The organism is Vallitalea pronyensis (genome assembly GCF_018141445.1).
GTDB lineage: Bacteria > Bacillota > Clostridia > Lachnospirales > Vallitaleaceae > Vallitalea > Vallitalea pronyensis.
Window position 1 is genome coordinate 2,569,352 of the sequence record NZ_CP058649.1, and the last position, 14,485, is coordinate 2,583,836.

16 protein-coding genes and 1 pseudogene are annotated in these 14,485 nt (G+C 34.8%); 13 read left to right on the forward strand and 4 right to left on the reverse strand.

Going from position 1 to position 14,485, the window contains the following annotated elements; all coding sequences use genetic code 11:
- Positions 1-28 precede the first annotated feature (28 nt).
- The 4 genes from HZI73_RS10665 (at position 29) to guaA (ending at position 5,355) form a co-directional block, all read left to right on the forward strand.
- Positions 29-1,420 carry an ABC transporter substrate-binding protein gene (locus tag HZI73_RS10665; protein ID WP_212698218.1) on the forward strand — a complete coding sequence of 464 codons (1,392 nt, stop codon included), beginning with the start codon at positions 29-31 and terminating at the stop codon, positions 1,418-1,420.
- A gap of 395 nt (positions 1,421-1,815) precedes the next feature.
- On the forward strand, positions 1,816-2,679 hold the full coding sequence (locus HZI73_RS10670; RefSeq protein ID WP_212698219.1) for a carbohydrate ABC transporter permease: 864 nt from the start codon (positions 1,816-1,818) through the stop codon (positions 2,677-2,679).
- A complete protein-coding gene (locus HZI73_RS10675) occupies positions 2,679-3,494 on the forward strand; it encodes a carbohydrate ABC transporter permease (RefSeq protein ID WP_212698220.1) in 816 nt (271 codons plus the stop codon). The genes HZI73_RS10670 and HZI73_RS10675 overlap by 1 nt, the downstream gene beginning before the upstream one ends.
- A 325-nt stretch (positions 3,495-3,819) precedes the next feature.
- Positions 3,820-5,355 carry a glutamine-hydrolyzing GMP synthase gene (gene guaA, locus HZI73_RS10680; RefSeq protein WP_212698221.1) on the forward strand — a complete coding sequence of 512 codons (1,536 nt, stop codon included), beginning with the start codon at positions 3,820-3,822 and terminating at the stop codon, positions 5,353-5,355.
- 111 nt (positions 5,356-5,466) lie between these two features.
- On the opposite strand, the pseudogene HZI73_RS26940 reads toward guaA, so the two are convergent.
- Positions 5,467-6,442, reverse strand: a pseudogene (locus HZI73_RS26940) (tyrosine-type recombinase/integrase); the annotation flags it as partial.
- Positions 6,443-6,612: 170 nt separating this feature from the next.
- Positions 6,613-7,041, reverse strand: coding sequence for a helix-turn-helix domain-containing protein (locus HZI73_RS10690; RefSeq protein ID WP_212698222.1), 429 nt, complete (start codon positions 7,039-7,041; stop codon positions 6,613-6,615).
- 123 nt (positions 7,042-7,164) lie between these two features.
- Here HZI73_RS10690 and HZI73_RS10695 point away from each other — a divergent pair, with 123 nt between their 5' ends.
- The 9 genes from HZI73_RS10695 to HZI73_RS10735 all read left to right on the forward strand — a co-directional run bounded on the left by HZI73_RS10695 (position 7,165) and on the right by HZI73_RS10735 (position 11,398).
- Positions 7,165-7,386, forward strand: a complete 222-nt coding sequence (locus HZI73_RS10695; RefSeq protein ID WP_246552450.1) for a helix-turn-helix transcriptional regulator — start codon at positions 7,165-7,167, stop codon at positions 7,384-7,386.
- Between the two features lie 46 nt (positions 7,387-7,432).
- On the forward strand, positions 7,433-7,606 hold the full coding sequence (locus tag HZI73_RS10700; protein WP_212698223.1) for a helix-turn-helix domain-containing protein: 174 nt from the start codon (positions 7,433-7,435) through the stop codon (positions 7,604-7,606).
- Positions 7,607-7,625: 19 nt separating this feature from the next.
- Entirely contained in the window at positions 7,626-8,864 is a 1,239-nt protein-coding gene (locus HZI73_RS10705) for a hypothetical protein (RefSeq protein WP_212698224.1), read from the forward strand.
- Positions 8,865-8,933: 69 nt separating this feature from the next.
- Positions 8,934-9,299, forward strand: coding sequence for a VapE domain-containing protein (locus tag HZI73_RS26675; RefSeq protein WP_212698225.1), 366 nt, complete (start codon positions 8,934-8,936; stop codon positions 9,297-9,299).
- Positions 9,295-9,873 (forward strand): VapE domain-containing protein, encoded by a 579-nt coding sequence (locus tag HZI73_RS26680; RefSeq protein ID WP_330619757.1) that lies wholly within the window; start codon positions 9,295-9,297, stop codon positions 9,871-9,873. The genes HZI73_RS26675 and HZI73_RS26680 overlap by 5 nt, the downstream gene beginning before the upstream one ends.
- Before the next feature lie 410 nt (positions 9,874-10,283).
- Positions 10,284-10,559: a hypothetical protein gene (locus tag HZI73_RS10720; protein WP_212698227.1), complete on the forward strand. Its 276-nt coding sequence runs from the start codon at positions 10,284-10,286 to the stop codon at positions 10,557-10,559.
- A 21-nt stretch (positions 10,560-10,580) separates the two neighbouring features.
- Positions 10,581-10,739, forward strand: a complete 159-nt coding sequence (locus HZI73_RS26685) for a DUF6075 family protein (protein WP_212698228.1) — start codon at positions 10,581-10,583, stop codon at positions 10,737-10,739.
- Positions 10,729-10,935, forward strand: coding sequence for a DUF6075 family protein (locus HZI73_RS26690; RefSeq protein ID WP_212698229.1), 207 nt, complete (start codon positions 10,729-10,731; stop codon positions 10,933-10,935). The genes HZI73_RS26685 and HZI73_RS26690 overlap by 11 nt, the downstream gene beginning before the upstream one ends.
- 142 nt (positions 10,936-11,077) lie before the next feature.
- On the forward strand, positions 11,078-11,398 hold the full coding sequence (locus HZI73_RS10735; protein ID WP_212698230.1) for a hypothetical protein: 321 nt from the start codon (positions 11,078-11,080) through the stop codon (positions 11,396-11,398).
- A gap of 488 nt (positions 11,399-11,886) precedes the next feature.
- Here HZI73_RS10735 and HZI73_RS26865 read toward each other — a convergent pair whose 3' ends face one another.
- Entirely contained in the window at positions 11,887-11,976 is a 90-nt protein-coding gene (locus HZI73_RS26865; protein ID WP_408648281.1) for a putative holin-like toxin, read from the reverse strand.
- A 1,326-nt stretch (positions 11,977-13,302) separates the two neighbouring features.
- Positions 13,303-14,435, reverse strand: a protein-coding gene (locus tag HZI73_RS10740) for an IS3 family transposase (RefSeq protein ID WP_246552452.1) whose coding sequence is annotated in 2 segments (ribosomal slippage) — positions 13,303-14,189 and positions 14,189-14,435 — 1,134 coding nt in all. Because the reading frame shifts where the segments join, the coding sequence is not laid out codon by codon here.
- Between the last annotated feature and the right edge of the window lie 50 nt (positions 14,436-14,485).

Here is a 14,485-nt window from a genome sequence, read left to right on the forward strand (position 1 = left end):
TGCGCTAATAAGAAAAGGGGTAGATAACATGAAAAACAAAATCTTTAAATCCTTAGCTTTATTATTAACAGCCGTATTCTTATTGACAGCATGTGGCGCAGAGAAAAATGAAGATACAGACAAACCAGCAACCAATGCAGATTCTAGTCAAGCAGATAAAGAAGATAATAACGATAAAGATGACAAACCAGCATCCGAGCCTGAAGAAAAACCAGAAGTAACCGTTGATATATTCCAATACAAAGTAGAATCTAAAGATGCTATTGAAGCAGCGGCAGAAGCTTACGAAGAAGCAAATCCTCATGTAACCGTTAATGTTCAAACGGTTGGAGGCGGAGATGATTATGGTGCAGCTTTAAAATCTAGATTTGCTTCAGGAAAAGAACCAGCAATCTATTGTATCGGTGGTTTACAAGATGCCTTTGATTGGGAAGAGAAATTAGAAGACCTATCTAACGAACCATGGGTGGATATGGCATATGAAGGTGTTTTGGATTCTGTTACTTTAGATGGAAGAATTCTAGGTATGCCATTTAACCAAGAAGGTTATGGTCTTATCTATAACAAAGCGATTCTTGATCAAGCAGGTATTGACCCCATGTCTATTACGACTTTTGCAGCACTTGAAGAAGCCGTTAAGAAGATGGATGGTATGAAGGATGAGTTAGGATTAAAAGCAGTCTTTGCTTTTCCGGCAAAAGAAACTTGGGTTACTGGCTTACATCTTTCCAATATTCAATTTTCAAATGAGTTTGCTAATGTAAAAGAAGCTTATGATGCAAAAGAAATTACAATGCCTCATGCTGATGCATGGAAGAAACTTGTTGATTTACAAGCAGATTATGCGTATACACCAGATGGTAAGAAGAGTTCACTGAATGCAGTGGATTATTCAACTCAAGTAGAAGAAATGTTCTCACTTGGTAGAGTTGCCTTTATTCAACAAGGTAACTGGGCATATGGAAGTATTGCTGGTATTGATGAAGAATTAGCTGCAAATACTGGTTTATTGCCATTACCACTAGAAGGTGTGGTTGAAGACTCCATTCCAGTTGGTATTCCATTCTATTGGTCCATTAACAGTAACATAGGTGATAATGAGAAAGCAGCAGCAAAAGATTTCTTGAACTGGTTATACACGTCAGATGAAGGTAAGAAACGTATCATTCATGATTTTAAATTTATTCCAGCTTTAAGAGGATACGAAGGTGATGATTTAAAACTTGAAGATCCTTTAGCTAATGATATCTTAAGATTCTCTAATGAAGGAAAAACAATGCCATGGGTATTCATGGGTTATCCTTCTGGATGGGGAATGGATCGATTAGGAGCTGACATCCAAGGATACTTAGCAGATGATTTAACTTGGGAACAAGTGATAGAGAATGCTAAAAAGACTTGGGCTGACGATCGAAAATAGTAAAATGTACTGGGATGAATAAATGAGAGTTATGTCATATAAGTAATGAAGAAGGGCTGTTCATAAAAGCAAAATAGTAGGACGGTATTAACGTTTATTTGCTTTTGTGAGACAGTCCCTTCTATAGCTATAAAGCTGAGGTTATCTTGAGAAGTAATGTAATAATAATGATTTAAGAAGGCGTATCCATTTTTTAAATGATTATTATTACATATAAATCTATTATTTTATACGGCACATGTTAAATTTTTATAATATGAAGCTTTTATATTGATTTTGCAATACAGAATGGATATAGTAAGAGTATAACTTTATTGTAAATCATATAAATGTCTAACATATTACAAGATGCGGTCATACAACAGGGAAACATATTGGTTATAGGAGGTAATCAAGTGAAACGTAGTAAATTAGCATTTTATGGATTCATAGCACCATGTTTTATAGCATTCACATTTACAGTCATCATACCATTTATTATGGGTATTTATTATTCATTTACAGATTGGAATGGTATTAAATCCAATATATCCTTTATTGGATTAGAGAATTATAAAGCCATATTTACAGATGCTTTATTCAAAGATTCTTTCTTATTTACAGCTGTCTTTACAATCGCTTCTGTTATCATCATCAATTTAGTGGGTTTTGGCCTTGCTATTTTAGTCACGCGTAAGTTTAGATTGCAGAATGTCTTGAGAACGGTCTTTTTTATGCCGAATCTCATTGGTGGACTTATTCTTGGTTTTATCTGGCAATTTATTTTTGTAAAAGCTTTTGCATCCATTGGTGAAGCCACAGGGGCTACATGGCTATATGGCTGGTTAACTAATCGGGAGACAGGATTCTGGGGATTGGTTATTCTCATGACTTGGCAAATGGCAGGTTATCTGATGATTATTTACATAGCTGCCCTTCAAAATATACCAAAGTCGTTAATTGAAGCTTCACAGATTGATGGAGCCAGTGGATTAGCCAGGTTGCGTCACATTATCTTACCACTTATTCGTCCTGGATTTACGGTATGTTTGTTTTTGACACTGTCCAATTCATTCAAACTATATGACCAGAACCTTTCCTTAACAGCTGGTGGTCCTCAGAATAAAACCCAAATGCTTGCACTCAATATCTATAACACGGCTTTTAAGTTTAATAACATGGGTGAGGCACAAGCCAAAGCCATTATACTCTTTGTGGTTGTTGCTTGTTTTTCGTTGATTCAAGTGTATCTATCTAAGAAAGGGGAGGTGGAGATGTAATGCGACTCAAAAAAGTGATCATAACCTTTATAGGCATTATAATAGGCTTACTCTTTTTATCTCCGTTTTATATTATTTTAACCAATAGCTTTAAAACCAAGAAACAGCTCTTTATGAGTACCTTAAGCCTTCCAAAAGAATTTAACTTTGACAATTACATTCAAGCTTGGGAAGACCTTGAATTCTTACATGTTTTTAGAAATTCACTTACCATTACCGTCATCGGTATTGTGGTGATTGTTGTATTTGCTTCCATGGCAGCATGGATGATTCAAAGAACCAATAATAAGATGGCAAACATTATTTTATACGCATTCATAGCAGCCATGTTGATTCCATTCCAAGCCGTTATGTTACCCCTTGTTCGCTTTATGGGCAATCTTAATCTACTGAATATACCGGGTATTATTTTTATGTATCTTGGATTTGGGTCCAGTTTATCCATATTCTTATACCATGGTTTTATTAAGAGTATTCCTCGAAGTCTTGATGAAGCAGCGACCATTGATGGGTGTAATAGTATACAAACCTATATACACGTTATCTTTCCAATACTAAAACCCATATCCATTACAGTTGCCATGTTGAACATGGTATGGATATGGAACGATTATTTGTTACCATCCTTAACCATCAATACAGAAAAGACCCATACCATACCACTAAGAATCTTCTATTTCTTTGGTGAGTACACGAAGCAGTGGCATTTAGCCTTAGCAGGATTAACCTTGGGTATTATACCCGTTATAATCTTATATTTCTTTGCACAGAAACATATTGTTGAGAGTGTAACAGCAGGCAGCATTAAAAGTTAATAGCATGGATAAAAGACTGTTTCTAGGTACTTCCTACAATCGTTGTAGGGTCAATTAACATATGACGATGGTATAGAAACAGTCCTTTCTATTTTAGTCGATGCTAAACGCAGCATTTTCTGGATATTACTATTTGCCTAGTAAGCAACCTATACTAGAAGAAACAAAAAAATGCACAAATAACGTTATAAATATTTCTTATTATAGAAGCTTTTAGAGAAAAACTAAAAAAGATTTGACAGTGGCAAGTAATCTAATGTATTATTTTTAAATAATGATAACCTATAAAAACGATATATGAATGATTTTTAGGAGGAAAACATCTATGAAGCATGAATTAGTCATTGTGTTGGATTTTGGTGGTCAGTATAACCAATTGATAGCCAGACGTGTTCGAGAAGCCAACGTGTATTGTGAAGTTATGCCTTATGACACACCCATTGAGACATTAAAAGAAAAGAATCCAAAAGGCATCATCTTTACAGGTGGTCCCAGTGTTGTTTATGAAGACGATGCACCTATGGTTGAAAAAGCGTTATTTGAAAGTGGTATTCCAATCTTAGGTATCTGTTACGGGTCTCAATTAATGGGTTATGTTCTTGGGGGACAAGTTGAAAAAGCGGAACACAGAGAATATGGTAAAACAGATTTAACAGTAGATGATACCAACCTCTTATTTGAAAATGTAGAAAAAGAAACGATCTGTTGGATGAGCCATACCTATTATATCAGTGAACCACCAGTAGGTTTTGATATCATAGCAACCACCAAAACATGTCCAGTAGCTGCCATGGTTCAACCTGAACAAAAATTATATGCTGTTCAATTCCATCCAGAAGTTGTTCATACACCAGAAGGAACCAAGATTATTCAAAACTTTTTATACAAAGTATGTGCTTGCTCAGGGGACTGGGTTATGGATGATTTTGCACAGGAGCAAATCAAAGCATTACGAGAAAAAATTGGTGATAAAAAAGTATTATGTGCTCTATCAGGTGGCGTAGATTCATCTGTAGCAGCGGTACTTATTCATAAAGCAGTTGGTAAGCAGTTAACGTGTATTTTTGTGGATCATGGTTTACTGCGTAAAAACGAAGGTGATGATGTAGAACGTATTTTCAAGAAAGAATTCGACATGAATCTCATTCGTGTAAATGCTCAGGACCAATTCATCAACGCACTTGAAGGTGTGAGCGACCCAGAAACAAAGCGTAAGATTATTGGTGAAGAGTTCATTCGTGTGTTTGAAGCAGAAGCGAAGAAAATTGGAACCGTTGATTTCTTAGTTCAAGGCACCATTTACCCTGATGTCATCGAGAGTGGTACGAAAAATGCGGCCGTTATTAAAAGTCATCACAATGTTGGTGGACTTCCTGAACACGTTGATTTTAAAGAAATTATTGAGCCTCTTAGAGATCTCTTTAAAGATGAGGTTAGAAATGTGGGCCGTGCCATTGATATTCCTGAATTCTTAGTAAGTCGCCAGCCTTTCCCAGGTCCAGGACTAGCTATACGTATTATCGGTGATATTACCAGAGAGAAAATAGCGATTTTACAAGACGCAGATTATATTTTCCGTGAGGAAGTAAAAAATGCAGGTCTTGACCAAGAGATTTGGCAATACTTCGCGGTATTAACCAATTCCAAATCCGTAGGTGTGATGGGAGACGAACGTACGTATCATTACACCATTGCGCTTAGAGGAGTAACCAGTATTGACGGTATGACAGCTGATTGGGCGCGTATTCCATATGATGTACTTGAGAAGATGTCCACTAGAATTGTGAATGAGGTGGGTCATGTGAATCGCATTGTGTATGATATTACGAGTAAGCCGCCGGCAACTATTGAGTGGGAATAATAAAGAAAAGCCTGTAACCTTTATAAAATGGGGGTTATGGGCTTTATTATTTTGCTTGTGGTTCTAGTTTGGCTCTGTTTGTAATTGTTGAAGTCTTTCAGCTACTTGATTTTACTTGTTTGGGTACAAGTGGGAATAAGTATTAAGAGTAGTTTCAACTTTTTCATGACCTAGCCTTTCAGCTATGAGTATTGGAGAGAATCCAAGTTCAATGAGAAGTGATGCATGGGAGTGTCTTAGATCATGTAGACGTATTCTTTTGACTCCAGACTTTTTACAACCTCTGTTCATTTCATGGTGTAAGAAGTGTTTGGTAAAATGGAATATACGGTCAGGAGGTTCTAACCCATACAGTTTATTGATGTAGTCCTGCAGGTCATTGCATAAGAAGTCAGGTAAGGCGATTATTCTATTAGTCTTGGGTGTTTTAGGCTCTGTGATAACATCTGTTTTATTAATTCGTTGATATGAGCTTATTGATTGATAGCTGCTTATTATCAAAATCTATGTCCTGGGGCATTAGTGCCATTAATTCACCTATCCTAATACCTGTCCAATATAAAACCTTAAAAGCTATGCATGAAAGTGACTTATCTTGCACGGACGGTATAAACAGGTTATATTCTTCACGGGTCCAGAACTGCATTTCAGAAGCATTCTTCTTGCCTATAGTTCCTGCTTTGTGACAAGGGTTTTCAGCTAGATTGTAATACCTTACTGCAAAATTAAAGATGGCTACAAGTTGATTATTGATACTTCTCAAATAAGTATCTGCATAATCCTCTTTAAGTAACTTATTTTGCCATTTTCTAATGTGAGCAGGAGTTATGCTACTAAGTGGCAGCTCTTTGAAATATGGAAGTATTTTAAGGTTAATCATGACCTTCTTATTCTCAATAGTTGATTGTCTTAATCGACTTTGTATATCTTCGTAATATAACTCAATAAGACTACTAAATGTCATATCAAGGCTTTGAGTCTGCTTGCTCATGAACTCTCGTTGAAACTCCAATGCCTCACGTTTAGTCTTGAAACCTCTTTTTTTCTTTTTCTTCTTTTCACCTGTCCAATTAGTATAATAGAATTGAACATATCATGAATTACGTTCTTTATCTTTGTATGCTGGTATATTAATGACCTCCTTGTTATTCAAGGGGTTAAATGCTATAATAGTCATGTGTTGGACTAGCATTGTCCCTTGGATGATGTTGTTCTATGAAAATCGTTCCTGCTCCAACAGGGGCGATTTTTGTTATCTTATTTTCGTTTTTTAAAGTTTTTTATATTTTGTTCCTTCAATTCAGCTAATTTAAATTTCAAAAAGGAAGTAGTTGCTTTATCGAGTTCAGCTAAATCCTTTTCACTTATTTCTAACACACCATCGGGGTATTCTAGCCATAAGTAACCTTCCGATTCAATTCCTTGTATAGTATGTCCTATTTGAGCAAGCTTTTGTTCTAAGTAGTACCAATCACGCATAGAGATTTGATCCCAACCCATAAGAGCAGTGGGTGTAGTTTTTAATGCAATAGCCAATTTCTCAATTTTTTCTTGGGGGATATTGCTGATAACTCCACTTTCATATCTTTGAATAGTTTGACGAGTTGTATCCACCATATTGGCAAGGGTTTCTAAAGTCATGCCTAATTCTAATCTTCTCTTTTTAATGTTATCATTAAGAGCCATCCTATCACCTCCATACGAATTAGTATACCATAAATCACCTAATATGCAACATAAAAATTAAAAAACACGCAAAAAATCTCTTGACAAGTGACAAAAAGTAATGATACTATTGTAACATATTAAGTGACGAATCGAGGTGATAAGGTGGTATTAGTAAATGAGCTTAAAGGAAGAATTGTAGCGAAGGGATTAACTCAGGAAAAGGTAGCAGATATCTTAGGAATTACTGTAAAAACGATTAATTCAAAGTTGAATAATAAAGGTGATTTTAGGATAAGTGAAATTGAACAGTTAATAGAAGTTTTAGAGATTGATAATCCAATGGGTATTTTTTTTGTTAGCTAGTAACCTAATGGGTTACAAAAGTTATTGAGGAGAAGGAGTTGATTATATGAGTTATCTAACAGTAAATGACGTTATGGAGATATTAGGTGTAGGTCAATCAAAGGCTTATCAAGTTATTAGATATCTTAATAAAGAGTTGAAGTCGAAAGGCTATATAACGGTAGCAGGAAAGATTTCACGTAAATTCTTCTACGAAAAGTACTATTGTGAAGCTAGTTAATAAAAGTAGGTGATTAACTTTGAAACATGACGGAAACATATCAAAAGCGGTTGGACGAAGCCGTAAAGAGAAGAAATGGAAAAATAAAGAGATACTATGGTCGCAGTTCGTAGGAAGGCTTAGCGAGACCACGAGGACAGCAGAGACGCACAACGAGTATATGGCCAGTCCTAAGAGCCGTCAAGGTGAAATCAAAGACGTAGGAGCTTATGTGGGTGGTTATCTTAGTCAAGGTGTTAGAAAGGCTGATAGTGTACAGAACAGGTCTATCATAACCCTAGACATCGACCATGCAAAAGCCGGCAATGATTTATTAGAGACTCTGGACATGTTGTATGGGTGTTCAGCAGTTATCTATAGTACGCACAAGCATACACCAGATAACCCAAAGCTTAGGTTAGTTATTCCTTTAAATCGTCCAGTATTCACAGATGAATATGAGGCTATCTCGAGACGGATAGCCGGGGATTTAGGCATTAATGATTTTGATGATACGACGTTTCAACCTTCAAGGCTCATGTACTTTCCATCTACTTCAAGGGATGGAGAGTACCTATTCCAAAAGATTGATGCACCATGGCTTGATGCTGATGAGGTTCTTAATACGTATTTTGACTGGAAGGATAGTAGTAGCTGGCCAATATCTGACCGTATAGACAAAATCGTTGCTAGGAACATGAAGAAGCAAGGGGACCCATTAGAAAAGCCTCACCTTATAGGTGCTTTTTGTATATGTTACACCATCCATGAAGCCATAGACAAGTACTTACAGGATGATTACGAAGCGTGCGGTATGGAGAATCGTTATACGTATAAGGGTGGTAGCACCGCCGCAGGGCTCGTTGTATATGATGACAAGTTTGCATTCAGTCATCACGGTACGGACCCATCTAGTGGTAAGCTGTGTGATGCCTTTGACCTTGTCAGGATACATCTATTTGGTCTAAAGGATGAAGATGCTAAAGAGGGTACGCCTGTTGCAAAATTACCTTCGTATAAAGCCATGGAAGAGTTTGTATCTAAGAATAAAGAAATCAAGAAGCAATTAGGTAGAGAAAAGATAAAATCGGCTATAACGGACTTCACAGGGGAAACAATTGAAGAGGAGACACTTGATACTAGTTGGACAGAGAATCTTGATATTGATAATAAGAATAGGATTAAGAATACTACTAAGAATATTAAGCTAATTACACTTAATGACCCCATGTTAATTGGTACGGTAGGGTTTGATAAATTCTCTAAGCGTGAAGTTTAATTTAAAGATTTACCTTGGCGGAAATTAGAGAAACATAACTCGTATCTTAAAGATTCTGACGAGGGGGAAATGAGAGTTTATTTAGAAGAGCATTGGGGAGTATCAGGAGTTCAAAAAATACGTGATGGTTGGCAATCAGCTATAAATAAAGAGGCGTTTCATCCTATAAAAGATTATATAAATAGCCTTGAATGGGATGGAATAAAAAGGGTAGATACTTTATTCATAGATTACCTAGGGGTTAAAGATGATAAGTACACAAGAGCTGTAACAAGAAAAACTATAGTAGCGTGTATTTCAAGGGTATTACAACCTGGGTGTAAATTTGATTACGTGCTTACACTAGTTGGTAATCAAGGAACAGGTAAAAGTACTATAATCAGAAAACTCGGTAAGGATTGGTCTGCAGAAGGGGATAGATTTATCAAATATTAACAAGGATACATATGATTTAATACAAGGTGTGTGGTTAGTTGAAATCGGTGAATTAACGGGCTTAAAGAAAGCAGAGGTTAATACAGTCAAACAATTCATATCCAAAACTACAGATCGGTATAGAGTATCCTACGGAAAAAGAACAGAAAATTTTCCACGACAATGTGTGTTTTTCGGTACTACAAATACAAGAGAATTTCTAAGAGATGAAACAGGCGATAGGAGATGGTGGGTTCTAGATAGTGGCTACAAGGAATCGACCAAGAACGTTTTCGATGATTTGACACATAATGAAGTAGATCAGATATGGGCAGAGGCACTATATCTATACCAAAAAGGTGAAAAACTATATTTGTCTAATGATTTAGAAGAAGTTGCTCGTGAGATACAAAGAGAACACAGAGAGGTAGATGATAGAGTAAGTATGGTTGAAGAGTACCTTGATATTCTATTACCTACCGATTGGTATGAAATGTGTAAAACAGATAGAGTTATAAAGGGACTATGCAAAGACAAAGGGTTAGTGCAGTGGAAATCTGGACAGAGTGTTTTGGCGGTCAAGAAAAAGACTTAACAAATCAAAAGTCCAGGGATATTAAGAAAATATTAGCCTGTATAGATGGATGGGAGCCGTATTCAAAGTCAGGGGGGAGGTTAAGAATTAAAGGATACAAGACCCAAAGGGGGTATGTTAGAATTAGTGAACAAAGTTAAATTGAACCGTGAACACTTTTATAAAGTGGCTGTGAACAAAGTAGACAATTTTTATAGTAGTGTTCACAGTATTGTCAACTGAAACAAATCTAGTAAAATCAATGGTTTGAATAGGGGCGGTATACATTGTGAACAAAAATAGTTATTTATATAATATATTTAATTAAAGGGATATACATATACCCGACCCGCATAATACGCATATATGTATATATATAGAAAAAATGGATACATTGTACACCTCCCTTTAGAATAGAAAGGCGGTATAACATGAAAGCGATTAAAGGATTTTTTAGTCATATTAAGAACCTGGAACAAGAGGAATTAGAGCAATTCTTTTTTGAGTTGGAGTCAGAGCTGAGAAGACTAAGATTATTGATCCGTTGTTGTGAATCAAAAATTGAAAGTATAGATCCTTATTCTGATGATTTTGAAAGACTTGTCGATGACATAAATAATAACGAGAGAAAAGCAGATACTGTTTGCTGGAAGGTAATGGTAACAAGAGTTGAAATAAACCAAAGAAAGGACAGATACATCTGTTAATACAGTATAGGAGGCTCACCCATGAAATTCATAGACAATAACCACCAGGTAATTTTCAATCAATACATAGATAAGGACGATACATCAATTCATGATGTGGAAAGATATGCTCTATTCTACATCATAGCAGGTTGTAAGAATCTAAGAGAAAAGGGAATACAATCCTTTTATGACTTTTGAGGAAGGAGTTATCAGGACAGAAGCATTTCAAGATATAGACCTTTGTACGAGTAGTAGGAATCTGTTAGAATTAGCCTTTAATCTGTACAACAATTATGAGGGAGATAGTAAAACAACCGTACTGGACATGTTCTATGGATTGGATGAACAAAATTTTCAAGTGGCTATGGGAGCAATAAAGTATAGGTGTTCTTAAGTTAGGCTGTATAGTAAAAGGGTCACACCAGTAATGTGACCCTCATAATTTAACCAGGTAGGCTAAACCATATTCTTATCAAATATTATTATAGCTTACCTGGTACATAAAATCAAATTAAAATTACCAGGAGGATGAAAGCATGGCTAAAAAAACATTTGAAAAATCAATAGAAAAGATGATGAGAGACTTAGGTATGGGAGATTATCAAATGTACCTAGAAAACAGGGTAACAGAGCTTGAAAAGGAATTAAAAGAGATAGATAAATCTTTATATCATACCAAACGTAATCAACTATATTTTGAACAGTTAAAGCAGCTTGGTAAGGCAGGATTAGCGATTGAAGAAAATATTAATTGGGTAGCATGGTTTGAGAATCAGCATATGTATGAGAGAGGTTTTAAGGATGCATTGAAGTTTATTAATAATGCTATTATGCTATTACAAAGCTTAGATGATTAAAATACATACTTTTACAAAGGGAGACTTAGGTCTCCTTTTTATTGACGTAAAGTATATTGATGGTATAACAACGAATACACGTGATTAAATCCATTATATACCAAAACATTATAACATATAGGACAGGCTATTAAAATGAAAAATAAAGATATAAATGAAAGTTTTAGAGGCATATAGATTTACTGTATTATGAGACGTGTATAATATAGGAGAGATTGATATCTCAAATGGTTTAAAAAGCAAATATGAAGTCGTGTTTATATAATCTGTAAACGGTTATACTGAATAATGTCTAATATTTAAAAGCAAAGACGGTGTGTTGACATTGTATGTCTTACTTGATATAATATAGTATCTCCAGTATTATTAAGGTAAATCAAAGTTGTTTAAAACGGTATTAAGAAAAAGTAAGCAATTAGCCGAGCAATTGGCGATCATATTTTATAAAGTGAAAAAATAATCACAGTCCTACTGGCAGGCAGGTGTGATTATTTTTTTGTCTTTTTTGCCGTATCTATGATGGCGATGACTAGCATCGCAAATAATATCATTAGAGATAACGTCTCAAATGTAGACATGGGCGTCACCCCCTTATCTTTTGTGGGAGTATCGCCAAATCACCCTGCATAATTGCTTACTTTCAAGACTATTATACACTATTGCTTATATTTTTTACAGAATAATTTATTTCTTTAATGCTTTTATGCCATTCATTTATGATACAAAGATAAATACTATGTATTATGTGTTGTACACCTAAGGTATTGTGATAGAGCACCGTAAGAAATCGTAAGGTAACAGATAGGAATAAAATGCACTATTATGCTAACAAATGCTAATCTAAAAAAGCTATTAGCTTCTCATTAAAATCTAATCAGATTCGCAATCGATTGCCGATTTCTATTTGCAACGTTGCGTTTATCCTATTGCAACGTTGCAATTAAGAATGTTGACCAATGTTGACATTAAGACGTTCCCATAAGTGGACATGATGGTGTTGTAAAATGTGGTATGAATATGACTGTGAAATGAGTTAAATGGTAACGCTGAATGGTAACGTTACTTATCAGTAACCCTTGTAAATCCTTGTAAGTTCTTGATAATTGTCTTGGTTGGTAAGGGTAAAAAGGAATGGAACGTTCCGAACGTTTGGAACGCTCTAAATAGATTGTAACAGTAGTCAAAATCAAGTAAATATCATACGTTACCACCAATTTAAAAACCAAACGAATCGCAACGATGACACTAAGAAATACTAGTATTTGCTAAGGTTTAAAGATAGGCTAACACCTACATGTGTAAAATAAGGTGGTATCTGTAAAAGACCGAGTGTCAAAGGTAATTTTCACAGGGCGTGAAAAATTTGAAAATTAAAGGGAAGTTATTAGAACAGTGGATAAATCTAATATTATATTTACTTTGGATAGGCATAGTATGCAAATCCAAACCATAATTGCAGGAGTATAGGACAATACAATTTTGGACTGTCCAAAATACAGTCTGCATGTAATGAGTTAATCCATCGTATAATATACACTATATACATACATTGTATGTGAATATATATACTAATATTTGATGGTATTGTGTATGGTTATTCATTAATTGGCTTATTTATTCCCATATTCACGAAGTTTTAGCTATGAATACAACCCTGTTATTCGCATAAGCTGACTTTTGCGCATAGTTATGTGAAATTAAGTGAATTAATTAAAAAAATATTCTCATATATAACTAAATATGTTACAATATAGTAAAATTTGTTATAATAGTTTTGTTTATATAATTTTTCTATGCATGATTTAGTAAATTTGTTCTGTGGAGAAATTTGTTTTGAAGTAGTTATTCCTATTGGACTTACGTCAATACAGTAGACACAAAAAGTTTAACTTTTCTATTTGACCCTAAGCAGCATCGTAAGCTGATTGAGGTGTCATATAATTAACTGCACTGTGAATCCTTTCTCTGTTGTACCAGGATTCAATATATTCAAATATTGCTTTACTAGCAATATTGAAATCATAATAATGGTGATGATGTACCTCTTCTTTTTTAAGCACCGAATGAAAAGATTCTATACAAGCATTATCATACGGATTACCTTTACCACTAAATGATTGTAGCATGTTTTTTCTGGCGATATAGTTCATAAACTGATGGCTTGTATATTGAGTACCAAGGTCTGTTTGGATGATAATACCCGATGTATCCTCAACATTTAAACAAGCATTTTCTACAGCTTTTATGGCTAAATCACTGGTCATTTTTTGTCCATACGCATAGCCCATTATTTTTTTGCTATAGAGATCCATTACTGAAGCTAAGTAAGTCCAACCATCTTTAATCGTATGAATATAGGTGATGTCAGTACACCATTTTTGATTAATTGTATCTGCATCAAATGCTTGATTCAATAGATTTTCACGTTCCATGACAGGTGCTTTTGAAGACAGTGGTTTATACTTCTTGACAACGATAGAACGTATTCCTAAAGAAGCCATATATCTTTGAACTCTTTTTAAACTAATAGATTTTCCATCTTTTAAAAGCATTTTGTGAATTTTAGGTGCACCATAGCGTTTTTTGCTTTTATAATATGTTTTCAAAATATCTTCTTGAAGTTGTTGACGCTCAAGTATTCTTTTTGAAGGCACACTAAGTAGAGCTTTATAATAAGTACTTCTAGGAAATTTCAACACTTTACATATAAGCTTTACAGTATATTTTTCACGATATTTAGTAATGAATTTGACAAGTTCATTTAGTGTTTTTTTGCGAATATGGCGGTAGCTTTTTTTAATATTTCATTCTCCATCTCAAGTTCAGCAATACGCTTTTTCATTGATTGATAATCTTTAGCGGACATTGTCTCATCCTCAGAAACTTTAATTGGAGAAAGATTATTAATCCACTTATAGATAGTTACTGTTGCTACGCCATACTCACTACTTAATGCCGATACGGGTTTCCCGGCATTATACAGCTCAACAATTTGTTGCTTAAATTCATCAGAATATCTGTTACCTGTTTTGGACATTGTTTAACACTCCTTTTCTTATAAACATTTTATCGTGTTAAACTTTTCGT

What these genes read in the sequence shown, in the direction of transcription:
- HZI73_RS10665 (WP_212698218.1), top strand. Translation starts at nt 29, where the DNA reads ATGAAAAACAAAATCTTTAAATCCTTAGCTTTATTATTAACAGCCGTA.
- HZI73_RS10675 (WP_212698220.1), top strand. Translation starts at nt 2,679, where the DNA reads ATGCGACTCAAAAAAGTGATCATAACCTTTATAGGCATTATAATAGGC.
- guaA (WP_212698221.1), top strand. Translation starts at nt 3,820, where the DNA reads ATGAAGCATGAATTAGTCATTGTGTTGGATTTTGGTGGTCAGTATAAC.
- HZI73_RS10690 (WP_212698222.1), bottom strand. Translation starts at nt 7,041, where the DNA reads ATGGCTCTTAATGATAACATTAAAAAGAGAAGATTAGAATTAGGCATG.
- HZI73_RS10700 (WP_212698223.1), top strand. Translation starts at nt 7,433, where the DNA reads ATGAGTTATCTAACAGTAAATGACGTTATGGAGATATTAGGTGTAGGT.
- HZI73_RS26675 (WP_212698225.1), top strand. Translation starts at nt 8,934, where the DNA reads ATGAGAGTTTATTTAGAAGAGCATTGGGGAGTATCAGGAGTTCAAAAA.
- HZI73_RS10720 (WP_212698227.1), top strand. Translation starts at nt 10,284, where the DNA reads ATGAAAGCGATTAAAGGATTTTTTAGTCATATTAAGAACCTGGAACAA.
- HZI73_RS26685 (WP_212698228.1), top strand. Translation starts at nt 10,581, where the DNA reads ATGAAATTCATAGACAATAACCACCAGGTAATTTTCAATCAATACATA.
- HZI73_RS26690 (WP_212698229.1), top strand. Translation starts at nt 10,729, where the DNA reads ATGACTTTTGAGGAAGGAGTTATCAGGACAGAAGCATTTCAAGATATA.
- HZI73_RS10735 (WP_212698230.1), top strand. Translation starts at nt 11,078, where the DNA reads ATGGCTAAAAAAACATTTGAAAAATCAATAGAAAAGATGATGAGAGAC.
- HZI73_RS26865 (WP_408648281.1), bottom strand. Translation starts at nt 11,976, where the DNA reads ATGTCTACATTTGAGACGTTATCTCTAATGATATTATTTGCGATGCTA.